This is a genomic window from Sphingobacterium yanglingense, from assembly GCF_004363245.1.
Lineage (GTDB): Bacteria > Bacteroidota > Bacteroidia > Sphingobacteriales > Sphingobacteriaceae > Sphingobacterium > Sphingobacterium yanglingense.
The window spans coordinates 479,208-497,852 of record NZ_SNYV01000014.1; the positions used below are offsets into that span (position 1 = coordinate 479,208).

19 protein-coding genes and 1 tRNA gene are annotated in these 18,645 nt (G+C 38.4%); 9 read left to right on the plus strand and 11 right to left on the minus strand.

The window, feature by feature from the left end; genetic code table 11:
- Positions 1 to 359 precede the first annotated feature (359 nt).
- Together CLV99_RS13265 and CLV99_RS13270 are read left to right on the plus strand one after the other, a co-directional pair.
- The gene (locus tag CLV99_RS13265; protein ID WP_133584976.1) at positions 360 to 782 is read left to right on the plus strand and encodes a GNAT family N-acetyltransferase; all 423 of its coding nucleotides are present in this window, start codon (positions 360 to 362) and stop codon (positions 780 to 782) included.
- Between the two features lie 67 nt (positions 783 to 849).
- A complete protein-coding gene (locus CLV99_RS13270) occupies positions 850 to 1,308 on the plus strand; it encodes a GNAT family N-acetyltransferase (protein WP_133584977.1) in 459 nt (152 codons plus the stop codon).
- A 66-nt stretch (positions 1,309 to 1,374) separates the two neighbouring features.
- Here the strand turns inward: CLV99_RS13270 and CLV99_RS13275 are convergent, their stop codons facing one another.
- Complete coding sequence (locus CLV99_RS13275) at positions 1,375 to 2,550, minus strand: multidrug effflux MFS transporter (RefSeq protein ID WP_133584978.1); 1,176 nt, start codon at positions 2,548 to 2,550, stop codon at positions 1,375 to 1,377.
- Positions 2,551 to 2,796: 246 nt separating this feature from the next.
- Positions 2,797 to 3,348 carry a hypothetical protein gene (locus tag CLV99_RS13280; RefSeq protein ID WP_133584979.1) on the minus strand — a complete coding sequence of 184 codons (552 nt, stop codon included), beginning with the start codon at positions 3,346 to 3,348 and terminating at the stop codon, positions 2,797 to 2,799.
- 357 nt (positions 3,349 to 3,705) lie between these two features.
- Here CLV99_RS13280 and CLV99_RS13285 point away from each other — a divergent pair, with 357 nt between their 5' ends.
- Positions 3,706 to 4,362 (plus strand): hypothetical protein, encoded by a 657-nt coding sequence (locus tag CLV99_RS13285; protein WP_133584980.1) that lies wholly within the window; start codon positions 3,706 to 3,708, stop codon positions 4,360 to 4,362.
- Between the two features lie 73 nt (positions 4,363 to 4,435).
- Here CLV99_RS13285 and CLV99_RS13290 read toward each other — a convergent pair whose 3' ends face one another.
- The gene (locus CLV99_RS13290; RefSeq protein ID WP_133584981.1) at positions 4,436 to 5,644 is read right to left on the minus strand and encodes an NADH:flavin oxidoreductase; all 1,209 of its coding nucleotides are present in this window, start codon (positions 5,642 to 5,644) and stop codon (positions 4,436 to 4,438) included.
- Between the two features lie 206 nt (positions 5,645 to 5,850).
- Here CLV99_RS13290 and CLV99_RS13295 point away from each other — a divergent pair, with 206 nt between their 5' ends.
- The gene (locus CLV99_RS13295; protein WP_133584982.1) at positions 5,851 to 7,419 is read left to right on the plus strand and encodes a M20/M25/M40 family metallo-hydrolase; all 1,569 of its coding nucleotides are present in this window, start codon (positions 5,851 to 5,853) and stop codon (positions 7,417 to 7,419) included.
- A 71-nt stretch (positions 7,420 to 7,490) separates the two neighbouring features.
- Here CLV99_RS13295 and CLV99_RS13300 read toward each other — a convergent pair whose 3' ends face one another.
- From CLV99_RS13300 to CLV99_RS13320, 5 genes are all read right to left on the minus strand, one after another.
- Complete coding sequence (locus CLV99_RS13300; RefSeq protein WP_133584983.1) at positions 7,491 to 8,552, minus strand: alpha/beta fold hydrolase; 1,062 nt, start codon at positions 8,550 to 8,552, stop codon at positions 7,491 to 7,493.
- 26 nt (positions 8,553 to 8,578) lie between these two features.
- Positions 8,579 to 8,995 (minus strand): EamA family transporter, encoded by a 417-nt coding sequence (locus tag CLV99_RS13305; RefSeq protein ID WP_133584984.1) that lies wholly within the window; start codon positions 8,993 to 8,995, stop codon positions 8,579 to 8,581.
- A 459-nt stretch (positions 8,996 to 9,454) separates the two neighbouring features.
- Positions 9,455 to 9,793, minus strand: coding sequence for a n-acetylglutamate synthase (locus CLV99_RS13310; protein WP_133584985.1), 339 nt, complete (start codon positions 9,791 to 9,793; stop codon positions 9,455 to 9,457).
- A gap of 7 nt (positions 9,794 to 9,800) precedes the next feature.
- Complete coding sequence (locus CLV99_RS13315) at positions 9,801 to 10,088, minus strand: antibiotic biosynthesis monooxygenase family protein (protein WP_133584986.1); 288 nt, start codon at positions 10,086 to 10,088, stop codon at positions 9,801 to 9,803.
- A 606-nt stretch (positions 10,089 to 10,694) separates the two neighbouring features.
- Positions 10,695 to 11,102, minus strand: a complete 408-nt coding sequence (locus CLV99_RS13320; protein ID WP_133584987.1) for a helix-turn-helix domain-containing protein — start codon at positions 11,100 to 11,102, stop codon at positions 10,695 to 10,697.
- 169 nt (positions 11,103 to 11,271) lie between these two features.
- On the opposite strand from CLV99_RS13320, the gene CLV99_RS13325 reads away from it, so the two are divergent.
- The 3 genes from CLV99_RS13325 to CLV99_RS13335 are packed head-to-tail and all read left to right on the plus strand — an operon-like array spanning position 11,272 to position 14,334.
- Positions 11,272 to 12,210, plus strand: coding sequence for a hypothetical protein (locus CLV99_RS13325; RefSeq protein WP_133584988.1), 939 nt, complete (start codon positions 11,272 to 11,274; stop codon positions 12,208 to 12,210).
- 9 nt (positions 12,211 to 12,219) lie between these two features.
- Complete coding sequence (locus CLV99_RS13330; protein WP_133584989.1) at positions 12,220 to 13,446, plus strand: hypothetical protein; 1,227 nt, start codon at positions 12,220 to 12,222, stop codon at positions 13,444 to 13,446.
- A 45-nt stretch (positions 13,447 to 13,491) separates the two neighbouring features.
- The gene (locus CLV99_RS13335) at positions 13,492 to 14,334 is read left to right on the plus strand and encodes a hypothetical protein (RefSeq protein ID WP_133584990.1); all 843 of its coding nucleotides are present in this window, start codon (positions 13,492 to 13,494) and stop codon (positions 14,332 to 14,334) included.
- A gap of 513 nt (positions 14,335 to 14,847) precedes the next feature.
- Here the strand turns inward: CLV99_RS13335 and CLV99_RS13340 are convergent.
- Together CLV99_RS13340 and CLV99_RS13345 are read right to left on the minus strand one after the other, a co-directional pair.
- Positions 14,848 to 14,932 (minus strand) — tRNA-Ser (locus tag CLV99_RS13340).
- A gap of 123 nt (positions 14,933 to 15,055) precedes the next feature.
- The gene (locus CLV99_RS13345; protein ID WP_133584991.1) at positions 15,056 to 15,940 is read right to left on the minus strand and encodes a bestrophin family protein; all 885 of its coding nucleotides are present in this window, start codon (positions 15,938 to 15,940) and stop codon (positions 15,056 to 15,058) included.
- A 49-nt stretch (positions 15,941 to 15,989) separates the two neighbouring features.
- Between CLV99_RS13345 and CLV99_RS13350 the strand changes: the two genes are divergently transcribed.
- Positions 15,990 to 16,844, plus strand: coding sequence for a glycoside hydrolase family 25 protein (locus CLV99_RS13350; RefSeq protein WP_133584992.1), 855 nt, complete (start codon positions 15,990 to 15,992; stop codon positions 16,842 to 16,844).
- A 31-nt stretch (positions 16,845 to 16,875) separates the two neighbouring features.
- A complete protein-coding gene (gene trxA / locus CLV99_RS13355) occupies positions 16,876 to 17,202 on the plus strand; it encodes a thioredoxin (protein ID WP_262708294.1) in 327 nt (108 codons plus the stop codon).
- On the opposite strand, the gene CLV99_RS13360 is transcribed toward trxA, so the two are convergent.
- Complete coding sequence (locus CLV99_RS13360) at positions 17,199 to 18,524, minus strand: hemolysin family protein (RefSeq protein WP_133584994.1); 1,326 nt, start codon at positions 18,522 to 18,524, stop codon at positions 17,199 to 17,201. The two genes, trxA and CLV99_RS13360, sit on opposite strands and share 4 nt — an antisense overlap.
- Between the last annotated feature and the right edge of the window lie 121 nt (positions 18,525 to 18,645).

An 18,645-nucleotide genomic window follows, 5' to 3' on the forward strand; every position in this document is an offset into this window, starting at 1 on the left:
TTTGCAATATCGTTGTTTTTATGTTATCAAACGATTTTATAACAAAGATGATGCAATGTAGATTCGTTCATTTAACAAAGATTTTGGTTACTAGTGTTATAGTTATTACTTCCTTGATATCAAGATATACCTTAAGACGTATTTTAGGTAGTAATTAGATAGCATTAACATAGTGAAATACTATGCTGAGGCTAGGTAAAGGCTATGTTAAGGCTAGGTAAAAGCTAGCTTAATATAAAACTTAGTAATAGGCAGATTATAGCTTATAACTAAGGTTATATTGACGCTAGATTTTTAATTTAAGTTTAGCATATCTCCGACATAATTAACGAATTTTGCAATTCTTATGATGTAGAACTATGATTAGAAAAATAGAAAAGGCGGATTATCCGCGGATGATAGAAATATGGACCAGTGCTGTGGAGCATACCCATGATTTTCTAAAAAGAGAGGATTTTGAATATTACCAAGAGCAGTTACCTTCTTATTTTGAACAGGTCAATCTTTGGGGCTATGTACAAGAGGGGCTTTTGGTCGGATTTATAGGTGTCGCAGAAGAGTCTTTGGAAATGCTTTTTATCCATAACGATTATAGAGGAAAGGGAATTGGAAAAATATTAACGAGGTATGGAATGGATAATTTAAAGGTCTCTAAGGTGGATGTGAATGAGCAGAATGTGCAGGCTGTAGGTTTCTATACGCACCTGGGATTTGGTGCGACGGGTCGTTCGGAATACGATGGTCAAGGTAAGGCATATCCTATTTTGCACATGAGCCTGTGATTTTAATGGAAAATTATGGCTTTTAAGTCCTATAACGGATATTTGTACAACAAATAAAATAGAAGTAATGAAGATAAGTGTGACCTTAAAGTCTTTCGATGAATTGACGAATCTAGAGCTTTATGAGGTGTTGCGTTTACGCAGTGAGGTTTTCGTGGTAGAACAAAGCTGCGTCTATCTCGACCCCGATGGCAAAGATCCCCAATCCCATCATGTATTACTCTATCTGGATGATTGTTTGGCAGGCTATAGCAGGGTGTTGCCAGCAGGATTATCGTATGAACAAGTCTCTTTGGGGCGGGTTGTAATCAACCCGGATTTTAGAGGGAAAGGTTTAGGGAACATTATTGTAGAAGAAGCTATTAAAGCGTGTTATGCTATTTTTGGAAAGGTAGATATTAAGATTGGGGCACAGTACCATCTTTCAAAGATGTACCAATCCTTGGGATTTGCTCCAGAAGGAGAGCCCTATGATGAAGATGGCATTATGCATATTGACATGCTGAAGGTTTATTCCGAAGCGTAGAGAAATAAAAATCCCGTCTTTCTGTTATTGAATGACGGGATTTCTGTTTAATGGAATCGGGCTAACTTATTTGCTGTTCAACCTAATTAATCCTGTGTTGATAATAAACCAACAGAACAATAGTATCGGGAAAACCAGCAGCGAGCTACTATGAAAATAGCTGCTCACCCAAGTGATTCCTCCAACTATGGCATAGTAGTATAAACCAAGTATGGCTCCGGCTATCCCTAAGTATGCCTTGTGATGGACCAATGCATTGCTCAGACAGATGGGAAGCATACAGGTAATTCCAAACATTATGACAAATATGGCAAGTAGTATTAGCACGACAAGGCACGGGGTCCAGTCAGCACACAATAGTACAGCAAGGCTATAAATAAGAATGCCCAGTAGAAATGTAAAATTGCCAAAATAGAGCACATATTGCGAAGATTTTTTGGCACTGATGCGTTTGCAGAATTTTGCTCCACAAAAGCTAGCAAATGCGACTAGAAATCCAATGCACCCATATTCAATCAGTGAAAAGTTCAGTTGCTCAATAAAAACAAAGGGAGCTTCTCCATAATAACTAAAAATAACACCATTAATTGTTCCAATAAGCCCTCCAAGAATCCAGAACGATCGGTCTGAAATAATATTTCTGCCGATTTTTCGAAAGTCATATTTGGGTTTTGACTCGAAGTCCAAGGTTTCCGACAAGCTGCTAGCGGACCAAAGTAAAGCAACACTTCCTATCAAAATCAATAGTTTGAATAGCATCGATACATGCCAGATAGAGGCCACTATACTACCTAACAAAGGGCCTATTGCGGGAGAAAAAGCTAATACAGCCGATATTTTGCTGAATACAGAGATGCGCTCTTGGTCACTGTATGTGTCTCGTAGAATGGTTTGGCTCACATTCGAGCCAACAGCGGCTCCTAAAGCTTGTATAAATCGAGCCAACAGCAATGCTTGGAAATCGAGAGCATGTAGACATAAAAAAGAACCAACGATGTACACCACAATACCAATCAGCATAGCCGATTTTCGTCCGATAAAATCAGAAAGTATCCCCCATAGAAATACGCCAATAGCGAATCCAGCAAAATAAATACTTAGCGTTTGTTGAATCTGATTACCTGTGACATCATAGTGCGTCGCCAGTTCGGAAAGGGAAGGGGTGTATATGGTTTCACTGATTTGCGGAAACCCAACAAGAAATATAATAAGCCAGATAAATGACTTCTTTTGATTTTTCATTTTAAAAATATTAGATAATACAATTCTCCTAGAAACCATAAATTGATTTCCAACAATAGATATACCCATTATCGTGAGATAACAGGGAAGAATTTATTTAGCTAATTTTTAAATAGAAAAACATAGTGTTTTTTTTTGCAAAGGTATGAAAAAAGGCTGATTTGACAAGTATGGTAGGTACAATTCAAACTAAAAAGCGACCATTTTTAAGATGGTCGCTTTATGAAGTAAGCTTTTTTTTGTTCGTTACCTTGTCTGTGCGTCGATGAATTTGCTTACTTCACCAGACTCATATTGACCTTTTCCAAAATCGAACTTCATTAAGCTTGTACTAGCCATAACGACTTTAATACATTTGGGTGATGTGGGTTTGATTTCATAAAGAACATACAATCCCGCGCCTGCTTCTGGACAGGTAAGGCAGACCATAACACTTTTACAAGTTTCATTCGCGGTTTGTAACCAACCTGAATAATGAGCCTCGTAGTAATTGTGGATTTCTCCCCAACATTTCTCAAAGGAAGGTTTCGTAGGACCTACTACTGGTTCGAAAACATTATTGCTGTTCGATATCTTCTTTACCACCAAAGGTTCGTCAGATTCCTTTAGTGCTTTTTCTAATTCGGGTTTCGTTCCTACAAGGACAGCCTTCGAAGAAGCCGCGCCCTCTAATTGAAAGCTCACAGCATACATCTGTTCTTTTTGCTCTTCGTTAAGAGCATTTTCTTTCTTATCACAAGAAGATAAGCCGACTAATACCAAGGCGACTAGTGCTAGAGTTTTGATCGTGTTTTTCATAACTAAATTTTTAAAAGTTTATATTTCTTTAATTGTCTGTAGTTATATCAGCAGGACTTTGGGAATGTTACCCCTGTTTTCAATAAATAATAATCCTCTCTCCGAAACAGTGGTAACATCAAAGGATAGAAGTGATTGGCTTGCTGCAGAATAAAGCTAATTGAGGTTTGTTTAGTGGGGGAGGTGTTGTGGGATGTAATGTTTTTAATTCTGAGATTAAGAATTATCGTGAGGTTGTGTTGAAAACTGATAGTTTTGAACATCAAAACTATATATTCATCCAAATGAATATATTTAGAATGATTTTGTTAGCAGACGGAGCTGTGTAAAAGAAGCAATTATTAGTTGAGTTATAGCATGAGCTTAAGAACATTTCAGGAGACCTGTGAAGATTTAGATAGATTGGTGTGGTACCCAACGGTCTTTATACAAAGTAATATGGGGATTAATTGGAATATGCCTCCAAAAAAGGAAATATGTTCTAGTACTTGGGTGAATTTTTTTGTGGGTATGAACAGTAGTGAGCCTGCAGAACTTGCAAAGAAAATTCTGACCAATGATTCCCCTAATCAATTATTGACACTATTGGAGCATCGTCTTATGCCTATTATACGGGTTTTGAGGTCGAAGAACTTAGAGCGGGGTAAGAGAACAATCAAGATAAAAAGAAACACAGATAACTCGGAGACTGATAAAGACGGTGTGGCGTGGTTGATGGATATGGGGTTAGTATATGAAAAACAGGGAAAGGGAGGTAAAGAGGCTGATAGTTATTCTCTTGATGTAGATAGAGTTGGATTGCGTTCGTATCTGCTATATACTTTGGAAGACTTGCTTACGACTGTTAGAAGGACAAATTCACGTAAGATTAGTGTGTTGGAATTGAGGGTCGTAACCATGCAACGAGAGCTAGAAGAGAAAACCGAATTATTGGAAACTGCTAATAGTGAAATAGAAAGATTGAAAACGCAGATTAAGGGGTCGGTAAAAAAAACTGAGAAAGTAAAGAAGTAAGACTCTTACCAGATAATGGATAAGGCTTAAGATTATTAAATCTTAAGCCTTATTTGTTTTAAAGGGTATCCACCTAAATTGCTTCTTTGGAAGATGTGGCATAGTCCTGTGTAAATACACAGTTTGTAGTCTGATAAACGGAAAACATACACTTGTTGCAGTGTATACAAAATCCTTGACCTTGGTTGTTATTTTTGAGTCTATTAATGAGGTCAGGTTCTCTTAGCAGAGCTCTACCTAAGGCTACAAAACCAAAACCTTCTTCCATAGCGCGTTGAATATGTACAGCATCATTAATACCTCCTAGAAGTATCAACTGTGCATTTTTTATGATTAATTGGAATTGACGTGCCGATTTGAGCATGTATAAGTGCTCATAAGGGTATACACCGAGCATCTGCTTTCCAAATAGCTTGACCCCCAGTCGAAAAATACCTTTCTGTGTTTGAGCCAATCCATCAATATCGGTATCTCCGCGAAACAGATACATTTGTTTGTATACCGAAGAGCCCATTGTCAATTCGAAAGCATCTACGGCTCCTGTTTCGTCTAGAATACGTGCTGTTTCGGTCGATTCATCCAGCCAGATTGAACCTTTTATACCATCACTCATGGAGAGCTTGATAATAATAGCTAGGCGGTCTTTCACACGGTCTTTGACAGCTAATAAAATCTCCTTCGCTAGCCGGGTGCGATTTTCTATAGAACCACCATATTCATCTTTACGCTTGTTGATCCAGGGGCTGAGGAAAGAAGAAACTAGATAGAGATGTCCAAAATGTAATTCTACAGCATCGAAGCCTGAATCTGCAGCTACTTCAGCAGCATCAGCAAACTGAATGATTATCTCATTTATTTCCTTTTTTGAAATCTCCCTACATATCTGGAAACTAGTTGGATTGGCAAATCTAGATGGTGCTACTGGGCGCACTCCCGTAATGTTTTTATTCGCCACAGGGCCAGCGTGACCAAGTTGCGCCGAAGCCAATCCACCAGCATCGTGCATAGCTTTGGTAAACTGCCGAAGACCTGGGATGTTGTCACGAATCATTAAAATTTCACCAGGAGCTGCAAAGCCTTCTGGTGAAATGGCGCAATAGGCGAGGGTAGTCATCCCGGTGCCGCCTTCGATAAAACCACGGTGAAAATCGATAAGTGCTTGCGTCACTTTACCATCAGGACTACGACCTTCACTCGTAGCAGCTTTGATCGTGCGGTTAGGAAGTGTAATCGGGCCAAGTTTGGCAGGTGAATAGGCGTCATGTGTTTTAAAACTATCCATACTATTGGTCTCTAGTTAATGTGCTTATAAATAGGTATTTTATGTTTTTTGATAGATGTGTTATAGTATAAACTTTATTAAGAACGAATAGTTTGAGTAATTGAAGAAAAAAGTTGGACAGTTATAAAGTCTACAAGAATGAATGGAGGTGAATTTCCAATCTGAATTATCTTTAGTAATTTTAGAGATGACTAATTATAATAAATATGAGAATAACATTAACTAAACATGTTGCTTTGAAGTCATTGGGCTTAGCGTATGTATTACTGACTAGCTCCTCTGTTTTTGCACAGGATAAAAACGCTGTCGTCACTGCTATTGTTCAGGAAGCGAATAGCAACTCCTATTTGGAAAACTATGCATTCGAGTTGGTGGATATGATAGGTCCACGTTTGGTGGGAAGCCCACAGATGCAGCAGGCTCACGATTGGGTGGTTAAAACATATACTGCACTAGGGGCTGAAGCACGCAATGAAGTATATGGCGAGTGGCGTTCATGGGACAGGGGAACTTCTCAGGCTACGATGACTTATCCTCGTGTCAAATCTTTAGAAGGTACCCAATTGGCATTCAGTCCTGCGACAAAAGGTAAAGGAATAGAGGCTGAAGTGGTAGCGATGCCTGTCTTTAGTTCAGCATCCGATTTTCAAGCTTGGTTAAAGACAGTAAAAGGTAAGATTGTGTTGATTGGTATGAATCCTATATCGGGCCGTTCGGATGCGAATTGGAAAGAGTCCGCTTCGGCAGCAGGTTATGATAAGTACCAGGGGTTAAAGAATGAACAACAGAAGAAATGGGACTTGAGTATGTCCTATACGGAGCATACGAGACGTACTTTGCCATTAGCGCTAGAAGCTGCAGGGGCAGTGGCGGTAATTGACTCCTATTGGACGGAGTTGCCTGGATTGACGCGGATATTTGACGCGAAATCAAAACAGATTCCCGTGTTCAATATTGCTTTAGAAGACTATGGCATGTTGTATCGTATGGCTGAGAGAGGGGTTAAGCCTCGGGTTTTGCTGGAAGGTAATTCGAAGGAACTCGGTACAGCAAAAACGTATAATAGTATCGCTGAAATAAAGGGTAAAGAAAAGCCAAATGAATATGTAGTGCTTTCTGCGCATCTAGATTCATGGGATGGCGGAACCGGAGCGACCGACAATGCCACAGGAGTGATTACCATGATGGAAGCGGTCCGTATTTTACAGAAGGTATATCCAAACAATAAGCGGACTATTTTGGTGGGAAATTGGGGAAGTGAAGAACAGGGACTGAATGGTTCTTCGGCTTTTGTAGAGGATAATCCGGAAATTGCCAAAAATATTCAGGTGGTATGGAATCAGGATAACGGAACAGGAAGGATTGTGCGTATTGCAGGCAGTGGTTTTGAGAAATCGTATGAATACATTAGTCGCTGGTTGCAATATATTCCAGAAGAGTTCCGCAAGGAAATTCAGACTACATTCCCCGGAATGCCAGGTACTGGTGGTAGTGATCATTCCTCCTTTGTCCAACGGGGCATCCCGGCATTCGGACTATCGTCTACATCATGGGATTATGGCAAATTGACTTGGCATACCAATCGCGATACCTATGATAAGATCGTGTTTGATGAAGTTCGGCAAAATGCGATTATCGTCGCTATTCTAACATATCTCGCCTGCGAAGAACCCGAACTGGTATCGCGGGATAGAATTGTACTGCCGATAGATAAGAACGGTAAGCAGATGGAGTGGCCGACGAATCTAAAATCAAAAAGAACGAGCGGTAATTAATTCCAAGAGTATAGGGCTGTCTAAGAAGTTTTGGGACAGCCCTATTCCTTAAAATTTTTTAAAAAATTGTTTTAAAGATTAGCTAGAAAGTCAGTAATCGCTTTAATGAAAATTTGAGGCTCTGCATAATGAATGTTGTGCGCAACATTTTCTACAACGGTATGTGTTATCCACTGTGGATGATTTTCAGCTAGCTTCTTGTTCTCTTCGTAAACAGGAATAGGGTCATCGGGTGAGACTGCGTCTAAAATCAGAACCGGGACCTTTAGACTTTGAAAGATGACAGGAGGATCCACTCTGATAATAGAAGATGCATATCTGCTCACATTAGGGCTATCGAAGATAGCCTCTGCCATGTGCAAACTATCCTGCATATGGTAATATTCAGGTTGGCCGTAATAGGTTATCCACTGATCCCCTAATGGCCGTATATAGCTTAGAATTTCAAATTGATCCGTTGTATCCGCAGAATCGTATAGGCTGTTATAAGCGTCAAATTCGGTAGGATACTGCGCAAAATACTGTTCCTTGATTACATCAGGAGGAGTTACTTCTTTCAGTTTTTGCTGTAGTGCCTCTTTGTTCAGTTTGAGGTAACTGCTGCTGAACGCGACAGAACCTCCGTCTTCCAAAATCAGCCCCTTTACATAACTGGGATATAGTTTATAGAAATTGGTTGCCAAGAATCCGCCTCTTGAAAAACCGCCTAGTACCACTTTTGGGATTTTTAAAGAGTCTAGCAGTGTTTTGATATCTTCAGATAGGTCATCAAAAGAAGCATCAAATGAAGGTAGGGGAGTCTTGCCCGCGTTGTATTGGTCAATGGAGAACACACGGTAACCGAGTTTGACAAATTCTTCTGCATAGGGCGCAAGTTCATAAGCATTGCTCAAGCTTCCATGTAGCCATACTAAAACGAGTTCTTTATTGGTCTTTTCGCCCCATTCAAGATACGACAAATCAACGTTTTTGGTTTTGATCGTGCGTCTATATTTAGCTTCGAATTCTTGGTATTTGCCCTGAGCTTTTTGAAAATCCAGTTCAAGCTTTACTTGATTTTTTTCTTGCGCGTGAGTTTTAAAGCATATCGTTAATAGGAGTAGTACGCTAATTATAATCCGTGTTGAGCTCATAAGGATAAAAATATAAAGAAAATAGCTTATTTCGCTATCATAACCAAGGTTCCAGCAATAATAAGCCCTGCACCGATTGCGGTTTTCCAGGTAAGTGATTCATTCAGAAAAATAACTGCCAATACAATGGTCAGTGCCACACTCAGTTTATCGACCAAGGCTACCTGCGAAACATTCCCAATCTGTAAGGCTTTAAAGTAAAACAACCAAGATAGTCCTGTTGCAATACCCGAAATAATCAGAAAGAAAAGACTTTGTTTGGATATGTTACTGATATCCTTTACTTCGCCCTTAAAGAATACAATGGCCCAAACTAGAATCAGTATAATGATAGTACGGATACCTGTAGCCAGATTGGAACTGATATTGGCGACACCCAGCTTTGCGAAGATGGCTGTTAGGGAAGCAAAAAGGGCCGATAGTAAGGCGTAAATCCACCACATATTGTACTGATTTAGATTTTTCTGAGCTAAAGTTGCTAATTGGATATTCTTTTATTAAATATTAAATACAGAATAGGAATAAGAATTGAACTTACTATAGCTATAAGAATCATTTGATTATCTGGGTCATCCATGCGTTCATACTTGAAAATATTGTAGGTGATTATTGATATAAATAAACTTCCAAAGACAATTGGGTATGTAAGCACATTCTCGTATCTTTTGACAAAAAGGAGCTTAGTTTTAAATACATATAAAGCAATTAGAATGGCCGTAATAATAAAAATAGACGGTGTAAGTATTCCTAGGTTTTTTGTGAACAAAAAAAGCCCTAAGCAAGTCAAAAAAACGGAAGCAAGAATGCTTAGAAAAGCTAAAATAATATGGACGTATTTCATAAATTCCTGTTAATTGTATTACTAATGTTTTTAATCCTACACTCCCTTAACTCGTTATAATTTAGATTTCTTCTACAACCGATTGACCAGAGGATAGGTCGCCTGATGTCCATTGCCATTCTTCATGCAATCGTATTTTGCCATTAGCTAGAATTTCTGGCTTTGAAATACATACACCGGTCATTAACTTTCCTTCGCTGTTTATTTGATGGTAGCGCATATCGATAATACCCGCTTCGTTCACAAGTCCAATGAGATGACCAAAAATGATTTTACCGCCCTTATAATGTGCTGTTAGCATTGAGCCTTCTTGCTTATAGTTAAATACGGTATCAGCTGATGTTTCTCCATTATCGCTGTTAGCAACTGCAATAAATGTTTTGTTATTATAATCTATCATATCTTGGCTATAAGCTTTTGTAATGTAAAACTTGTGGAAAAGGGTTGTAATAGTCGTGCAATAAGGCTTTCCATTCTTGGTATTGTGGTGACTGACGGAACCCGACTTCGTGGGCTTCGACAGAAGTCCATTCCACCAATAGGAGATATTGGTTGTCCACCTCTATACACTTCTGTAAGGAATGCTTAATGTATCCCTGTATAGATGAAATATATTGTGCAGCTGTTTGAAAGTCTTTTTCAAAATCTTGGGTTCTGCCGGGCTTTACATTTAATACTGCTACTTCTAGAATCATCTTTTTAAACTTTTAGAAACGACGTTAAGCGCTATTGTTTAGTTTCAACGGTGGACTTGTTGCAAATTAAGAAATTAACGCGTTAAAATAATTAACCATCTTGATTATTTGCACTTTCTTTACCAATCGAGGTACGATAAGAATCAAATTTTAGGTCTTATCGTGCCACAAAAGGTAATACCTAGACTGGAGTCCCTAACTTAGTCTGAATGTCAAGTTAAGGACAATAAAGCATCTTAATTTCGAAATAATGATTAAAGTCCGTAAGAATATGAGAATGTTTAAAAAGCTAGGATTTGTCGTCACCTTGAGCGAAACGAAGTGAAGTCGAATAGGTCTATAATTTTAGTGTCTTATTGAATTGAGCCCATCGTGAGCCCATTATTTTAGATCTAGGATTCTATAAGTACTGTTATAACCGTTACTTCAGTATCTGTTGATTTTTTGAGAGCCCATTTATCTATAAACTGTAAAGTAGAAAATATACCTTAAGTGTTTTCTCTGAGTTGATGGGGCAAAAATTGGATAATCACTTTACTTTTATTGTAATTAATGAGATGTTTCTCAATTGTGTAACGCCCGTTGCACAATTGAAGAAATAGAAGCTTATTTGTTATTTAATAACCTTTCTAATAATTCTACCTTTGATTTTTCGGCTTCGAGAAGGCGTTCGTAAAGCTTTTTGTTTTCTTCGTGTGCTTCTAGTAGTTTGTCGATAGGATTGAATGTGAATGTCGGTTGAGTACTCCATGCACCATTGTTAGAACTATTATCGTTAAATGTATTAATTATATTAAACACCGCTTCTTCGTCAAAATTACGTATTGCATCTGGAGTAACACCTAGTATTTGTGATACCTGGGTTAACAAATCTTCTTCTAGCTCAGCACTACGTTCCATATTGGATACCGTCTGTTGACTTACACCTAATGCAGTAGCTAATGCTTCTTGCTTCATGCCACGCAACTCGCGTAAGCGGCTGATTTTTGGTCCGATCTTGTTTTCCTTACTCATATCCCAAAGTTAATAATATTCTCTCATTTGTTTATCGAGAATCTTTGCGCTTAGTAATTTACAAAATAGCTATTGTTTTTTACTAATGGGATTGGTGCGTTACAAGTTGTTTTGGTTCGGTACATCGATGATTGTTAGGTTCTTTGGGGTGAACTAAATGTAAACAGTTATGATTACAATTAAAAATGATGGGCATCATTCAAAAGCATATGATAATGACCTATCAACACGAACAACCAACCACATTTACCTCCACCCCGGACATCATTCAGGCGAATTTGAAAACTGGATGCGCAAGATTGGTGGGGTGTTACAGATTAATAGGGAATACTCACAGCTTAAACCTCTTCTTGATATGATTATTGCGTTGTTGGAACCAAGTCGTTTGTTTTTAATTCCACATCCTAGTATAGAAAGGTTTGATATCAAATCTACTGTAGAAATTTTATTAGTACTTAATCATCGACAGGATTGTAATCATGAAAAATTGGTGGAAAGAATTTTAAATGTTGCATGCATGAAAATTTCTTCAGTTGTGATAAATATCTTTTTTGATGATAAGTGGAACAGTGAAACGGAGTATGAGCACTCTTACTATGCAGCACATTGCAGATCAAAGTTTCTTATCTTTTCGGGAAGTCCCTATCGTATCCAAGAGCTTGATCAAGCTGGTATCAAACGAGTACAAGAAATCATCACTAATCGATTCCAAAACCAAATTATAAAATCTAAGGCTATGCTAGCTCAATTCGAGGGGCTATATAATGATCACATATCATCAGATCTATTATATGCCATTTCATTAGCTTGTATTAAACAGTTGTATAGAATGGTATCTATCCCGTTTCTATTGGATTTACCTGTTCTAAATAGATCGTATACTGAACTCAGGAGAATGGCAACTCGAATTATTCCCTTAGTGCAAAGCTTTCCTGAAAAAAATATAGAATTATATCCAATCTGGGATAATGAAGAATTAGACGAAGACACAAAGCGCGATGCATACTTGCCAAGCTTCGCGGATCTGCAGAAATATTTTGAGATTTTGAAAACAGCGTTTGAGCAAAAATTGGCGACGTTATTTGATAACGAAATAAATCAGAAATAATACGCACATATGGAAACGAAATATCACGTAAAACACTACGACGAAAAAGACAATATTATAGAAAGTCAACAGTCTGAATTAAGAAGGTTTTTTGAGAAGAATAAGCTTGGTAAGCTTAAAATCGAATTGGATCAGTTCACTATAGAAGTACTTAGCGAAGAACCTCCAAAAAAAGATTATAGTAAATTCGTTAAGAAGTTGAAATTTCTTATTAATTATGGTTGGGAATTAATATTCCAATATCACCGATATCAAATACGGATTGATGTCGAACCCACTGATTTTATCGAAAATCCGCTATATCTAGCCGAAAAGTTTCAGTCGCCGCAATTCAGACAAAGAAATTCTGGCTTAAGTGGGTTTTACGGTGATATCACTAATTTATCTATCGTTGATGCGGCTAATATTTATACCGTACTAAACGATTTTTATAACGAAATATCTATTATAAGTTGGCTTGAGCTTTTGGATCATTGGCTTTATGTCACTGAAGAAGACGGAAACCTCTGGGACTTTGTCCGTATAGATCAGAACCCATTGAAAACACAGATCTTTTTGGCAAAGCTTATCGAATCACTTTATCTATTTAGTATGCCTGATTTTTTTTTAGCTCAAGCTATAAATATGCCTACAGCACATTTACTTTATAATCGGACATCATATCAAGATATGGATGTAGATGGTTTGGATATGTTTAATCCATACTTCTGGTTGGTAAACCTATTTGACGGAAAGTCCGTGGATCATTATATTTCAAATCTAAATAAGCTATATAAACCAGTACTGGCAGATGAGACAGAGGTGCTCACGAACAACGAATATTATGACCTGGGAAGAGACTTTAGGGTAATGATTCAGACCATGTGGATGACAATTCAATGTCGAATCCTTCCAGTGGAATGGACAAAAGTATTTGAGGTTGATAGAAGTATGGATGCAATAGGTGAACTACAAAATGACATTAAATCATGCCTTAATAACCTACCAGTAAATTCACCCGTTAATCTTGAAGATTTAATCGGTCAACTATTCGGTCGTGAATGGAAAGTACTTGCTTACGAAAAAGCAATTGACAGTATGGTTGAACAAAAGGTTTGTGATAAATCCAGATCAATTACTTTTTCCATGTGTAGGATGGAAGATTTAGAGTTAATTATCAAAACTTGCTACCTGATGCTTCTTGAGATGAAGAGAAAAAAGGCAACTGGTCAATTGGTGGATATCGACTATCTCTAAAAATTCAATGATATTTACTAAAGCAAGGTTAATAAATGATTAATTATGGTACATTTTGAAAGCAAAGAATTTGATTCCTTGAATCTAATTACAAATCGCCTTGTATCGTTGGTGGAAATAGATCAAGTTTATTTTTCTAGCTATTGTTTCCAGGGGACTTCGTTTAAGGAGGTGCTTGTGCTGATTCCGAAAACCAACCGGCAGCATATTACGGAAGTTCGTCCAATGGTTGGTATTGTCATGTGTAAGTATAGTCACCTTCGCTATCAAATATATTACGTCGATGAGGTACGTAGAAGTATATTCCGAGGAGGTGGTGCTTTCATTGAAAGATGTCATTTTGATAATCTTATCTATATAAATCCTAAATCTACTCCAGTTATGAGTAAGATTCCCGATATAGAAGCATACTTGAAAAAGGCTTATGAAAGCTTTGAAATGGAATGTGCCAAAATCAAATCCTTTAAGGATGGTGCGGAATACTATTTGAATAGGAGACACATCCCATTATGTGCTTTTATGCTTCATCAGACGTTTGAACTGTTATATAGAATGACAGAAATTGTATTTTTAGGTAGAGAGAAGATTTCTCATCACTTGCGTAACCATCACCAATTACTATTACCTTATTTACCTTCATTGCTGACGGTTTTTGATACTGATCAAGAGTATGATATGTTCCTGCTGGAGATTTTGAATGAAGCCTATCTTTCTGTAAGATATCAAAATAGCTATACTGTGGATATGGATGATTTAGATTGTCTATTTGTTAAAAGTTCAGCAATAGAGCAACTCTTAACGGATAGCTGTTCACAGATGATTACTTATTATGAAAGGGTAAATGTTGATGTTCAAAATATCAGTTCGGCAGATGTATTGCCGAACTGATATCTACTGTCTCTATCCTGTACGCTCATATCAAAGTCAATCACATTGACCATCTCTCGGAGTCGCGACCGCAGTCTATTCCCGTAGGCCTCTTCGAGTTAGGTTCTGATGTATGTGTATTTAGTGCATTATATATGCGATATACGTGGGATAGCACTGGCTATACACCAGCTATACCTAAGGTAAGGCGGACTTGAACGGACTCGAGGGGACTTTAGGGGACTTGAACGGACTTTTGAGAGCGAGGGATTGGTTCAGTCCCACAATCCCCAAACACTATCTTGAACCTTCAGGAATCGAACCCCGTCCATCCCTTCTGGTTCTTCATCCCTCTAAACGCAAAAAACCTCCATCTTTCGATGAAGGTTTTTCTGCGGAGAGCGAGGGATTGGTTCAGTCCCACAATCCCCACACACTATCTTGAACCTTCAAGAATCGAACCCCGTCCATCCCTTCTGGTTCTTCATCCTTCTAAACGCAAAAAACCTCCATCTTTCGATGAAGGTTTTTCTGCGGAGAGCGAGGGATTCGAACCCCCGAACCTGTTACAGTTAACGGTTTTCAAGACCGCCGCATTCGACCACTCTGCCAGCTCTCCGCCACAAAAGTAGAAAAACTAACTAATTATGCAAAACGAAAACTAGCTATAATATCTTAGCGCTTGAAAATGAGGTTGATTAATTTGTTTTTGTGTCTTATGACGGCTGAAAAAAAGAAAAAATCAAGGTAGAAGTAGCTCTCCGCTGTGTTTTTTTATGTTAGAAGTGATCTTGTCGATGGGCAGATCGTCCGAATCCCGACCAAAAGGTTCTTCGATAGATTCGCCAATCATCTCAATACTGATAAGGACATAAAAAATAAAAGGAACAGCCAGTGCAACGAAATAACCAATTGAAAATACATAGCCAAAAGGGAGGGTTGCGGTGTAGATGATAATAAATATTTTGATAAAGGAGCTGTAGGCAATAGGGATTGGCGTGTTTTTTATTCTTTCACACGCTCCACATACATTGGTCATTGCTGTCAGTTCATCGTTAATAATCCGGAACTGGTCGCCGGTGATGACTTGTTGTTGATAGAGATTATTGGTTTTCCTGAATATCAATGAGGCGACTTGATTCGGTCCATGCTTCTTGTCATCTAGTCCGTTTAACTCCGGATGTAGGGCTTCATCCAACATGAATTTGGTGTAATCCGAGCGTAAAAAGTTATAAAGAGTTTCTGCAAAAAGAGGAATGGACTTTCGGTAGAAGCTACGACTTACCTTATCGTCGACAGGGAGGATAGCGTTGAGTTTGATGGCCAGAGAACGGCTTGCATTGGTCAGTGCACCCCATTGTTTACGCGCCTCCCACCAACGGTCATAAGCGGTGTTCGTACGGAAAACCAATATTAATGAGAGAACAAATCCTAATAGACTATGGACGATGGTGATGTTCTTTACCCAACTACGGTCTGAGAGCTTCAGGTATTCTAATTCTAAATAAGCCACACCCCAAGAGAATAATGCGGTAAGAACTAATAAAGGAGCTATTTTTTTGAGATAATCGGACTTGTAGAAGTATTGGGTAAGATTAAGCCAATCTTTAGGATTGTAAACTTTCATGCACAAGAGTATTGTTTAGAACTAATAAATACATTATTTTCGGTGCAATATGGCAAAATATCAGAAAAGGAGCAAGGAGAAATTAGTGTCAGGTGCGAGTGATAGAAGGCCTTACTTGATGTGGAGTATTCTCATTCCTATAGGTCTTATTTTTCTTTTTGCAATCTGGCATTACCGAGCGGGGATTTTCTATTACTTTAAAGCGTTGGTAGGAAAGGAAGCCCGCTTTACGGACTCCGATAAAAACAAACATGATGCACGGAATATTTTTTTGATGTCCGAACATCGTGATAAGGTATTTGGTATTGATATCAGCGAGTACCAAAGTAAAATAAACTGGCAGGAGGTAGAGAGTATTAATCAAGAGTTTCCAATTGATTTTGTATTTATCCGTGCCACTATGGGACAAAAGAATAAGGATAAGAAATTTCAGACAAATTGGAAGGGAGCACAGGATAGAAGTAAGCTGCGGGGTGCATATCACTATTTTAGACCTAACGAAAATTCGGTAAAACAAGCGGAAAACTTTATACGTACGGTGAAACTATCCCCTGGAGACTTGCCGCCGGTATTGGATATAGAAGAAAGACCAAAGAGCCAATCTATGGATAGCCTCAAAGTAGGTTTGAAGCGTTGGTTGGACCGGGTGGAAGCTCACTATAAAATCAAACCGATCGTCTATTCAGGAGATAGTTATTTCTCCGACTTTCTGGAAAAGGAGTTTAAAGATTATACTTTATGGATAGCGAATTACAACTTTTGGGTTGAAAAGCCTAAAGGACATTGGGATTTTTGGCAGTTTTCTGAGCGGGGTGCGGTATCTGGGATAAAGGGATACGTAGACCTGAATATGTTTCAAGGGGATATTGAAGATTTAGAGAAACTCTGTATCCCTTTTCATTGATAAGGTAGTGTAAGGAGAACAAAAACAAAAGTTGGTTTTATTCGTTGTTGTATTAATTATGGCAAATTTTAAGGAATTGATTAATAAAAATAAACTGGTGCTAGTTGACTTTTCAGCAGCCTGGTGTGGCCCATGTCAGACGTTGGCACCTATACTCAAGGAGGTGAAGGATCATTTTGGGGAGCAGTTGTCCGTATTGAAGGTGGATGTCGATCGTAATCAAGCCCTGTCCAAGAGTTTCGCAATACAGGGAGTCCCTACCATGATTCTTTATAAAGATGGCGCACAGGTATGGAGACAGAGTGGATTATTGACCAAAACTCAAATGCTGGCCATTATCAATCAATATTTGAACTAATCGATATTTGATACTTCTGTGTTATCGCTGTTGTCTAGGGTAGAAAGGACAACCTTGTCAATACGGTTTCCGTCCATATCCAGTACTTCGAGGCGATATCCTTTGTAGTATACGGTTTCGCCTTCCATCGGCATGTGGTCTAACAACAAAAAGACCAAACCGGCTAGGGTAGTGATGTTGCCGAGCTCGTCTTCATCTTCTTCGCTAAGGTCAATCCCGAACTTTTCAAAGAAATCGTCAAGCTGATATCGCCCTTCCAACACAAAGGTGCCATCTTCTCGTTGTCTGAACAGTTTTGACCTACTACTTGCGGAGTTATCATCGAAACCACCGACTAAACCGGCCATGATATCTTTTACGGTTATAATTCCTTGTGGACTTCCGTATTCGTCAATTACTACTGCTTGTAATACTTTTCCTGATTTTAGTATTTCCAGAACAGAATAGATACTGCTGTTTTCATTGACAAAGGGGATTGGTTGGACCAGTTTTTCGAGAACTATCTTTTCTTCACTCAATACAGCCTTTAATAGGCTCTTTGTGTGTATAATACCCTTGATTTGGTCAAATGTGCCGTCACATACCGGATACTCGGTATGCTCGTTATTTACGATGTAGGCTTTGATGTCTTCAATGGAATCCTCAAGATCTAAATAGGCAATATCGCTACGATGTACCATCATGTTGATTGCTTTTTTATCTCCTATGTTTAGAATTCTGTCTACCATATCATGTTCAAAATCTTCGATAATACCACTATCTACACCTTCATCTACGAGGGCTTTGATTTCTTCTTCGGTTACGGTATTACTTGAGACTTTGATGTTGAGTAATTTTACGATAAAATCAGTAGATATTGACAGCGCCCATACAAAAGGCTTAACGATTTTACTGAGTGTATCCATCGGAATCGCAATCAGCGAAGCGTACTTCTCGGGGATGGCCATGCCGATTCGTTTTGGGACCAGCTCTCCGATGACTAAGGAAAGATAAGTGATGGCAATGACTACCAAAAGCACCGAAAGTGTCTGGCTGTAGGGAGCCAGTACAGGGACCTCTTGTAACACGGTAGCAAGGTAAGTGGAGATAGAACCTCCAGAGAAAAAACCAGTTAATATACCGATTAATGTGATACCGATCTGAACTGTAGATAGGAACTGATTAGGTTGTTCCTTTAGTTTCAATGCGCGTTTGGCACCAAGATTATTTGCTGCTGAAGCCTGTAAACGAGCTTTTCTACTGGATACAATTGCGATTTCGGAAGCGGAAAGAATGCCATTCAGCAAGATAAGAACAAGGATTATGATTATTTCAGTGATCATGTGAGTATACGGGGTATCTTCTACGAATATAATAAATCGTTAAAGTAAAACGTAGAATATTTTAGTTTATATTAAGCGAAAATAGTGCAAACGTTTGATTGAAAAAAAAGCTTTACTTAAT

What these genes read in the sequence shown, in the direction of transcription:
- CLV99_RS13310 (WP_133584985.1), bottom strand. Translation starts at nt 9,793, where the DNA reads ATGATAGATTATAATAACAAAACATTTATTGCAGTTGCTAACAGCGAT.
- CLV99_RS13325 (WP_133584988.1), top strand. Translation starts at nt 11,272, where the DNA reads ATGATTACAATTAAAAATGATGGGCATCATTCAAAAGCATATGATAAT.
- CLV99_RS13275 (WP_133584978.1), bottom strand. Translation starts at nt 2,550, where the DNA reads ATGAAAAATCAAAAGAAGTCATTTATCTGGCTTATTATATTTCTTGTT.
- CLV99_RS13330 (WP_133584989.1), top strand. Translation starts at nt 12,220, where the DNA reads ATGGAAACGAAATATCACGTAAAACACTACGACGAAAAAGACAATATT.
- CLV99_RS13305 (WP_133584984.1), bottom strand. Translation starts at nt 8,995, where the DNA reads ATGTGGTGGATTTACGCCTTACTATCGGCCCTTTTTGCTTCCCTAACA.
- CLV99_RS13290 (WP_133584981.1), bottom strand. Translation starts at nt 5,644, where the DNA reads ATGGATAGTTTTAAAACACATGACGCCTATTCACCTGCCAAACTTGGC.
- CLV99_RS13350 (WP_133584992.1), top strand. Translation starts at nt 15,990, where the DNA reads ATGGCAAAATATCAGAAAAGGAGCAAGGAGAAATTAGTGTCAGGTGCG.
- CLV99_RS13265 (WP_133584976.1), top strand. Translation starts at nt 360, where the DNA reads ATGATTAGAAAAATAGAAAAGGCGGATTATCCGCGGATGATAGAAATA.
- CLV99_RS13285 (WP_133584980.1), top strand. Translation starts at nt 3,706, where the DNA reads ATGAGCTTAAGAACATTTCAGGAGACCTGTGAAGATTTAGATAGATTG.
- CLV99_RS13335 (WP_133584990.1), top strand. Translation starts at nt 13,492, where the DNA reads ATGGTACATTTTGAAAGCAAAGAATTTGATTCCTTGAATCTAATTACA.
- CLV99_RS13360 (WP_133584994.1), bottom strand. Translation starts at nt 18,524, where the DNA reads ATGATCACTGAAATAATCATAATCCTTGTTCTTATCTTGCTGAATGGC.
- CLV99_RS13345 (WP_133584991.1), bottom strand. Translation starts at nt 15,940, where the DNA reads ATGAAAGTTTACAATCCTAAAGATTGGCTTAATCTTACCCAATACTTC.
- CLV99_RS13320 (WP_133584987.1), bottom strand. Translation starts at nt 11,102, where the DNA reads ATGAGTAAGGAAAACAAGATCGGACCAAAAATCAGCCGCTTACGCGAG.
- CLV99_RS13300 (WP_133584983.1), bottom strand. Translation starts at nt 8,552, where the DNA reads ATGAGCTCAACACGGATTATAATTAGCGTACTACTCCTATTAACGATA.
- CLV99_RS13295 (WP_133584982.1), top strand. Translation starts at nt 5,851, where the DNA reads ATGAGAATAACATTAACTAAACATGTTGCTTTGAAGTCATTGGGCTTA.
- CLV99_RS13280 (WP_133584979.1), bottom strand. Translation starts at nt 3,348, where the DNA reads ATGAAAAACACGATCAAAACTCTAGCACTAGTCGCCTTGGTATTAGTC.
- CLV99_RS13315 (WP_133584986.1), bottom strand. Translation starts at nt 10,088, where the DNA reads ATGATTCTAGAAGTAGCAGTATTAAATGTAAAGCCCGGCAGAACCCAA.
- CLV99_RS13270 (WP_133584977.1), top strand. Translation starts at nt 850, where the DNA reads ATGAAGATAAGTGTGACCTTAAAGTCTTTCGATGAATTGACGAATCTA.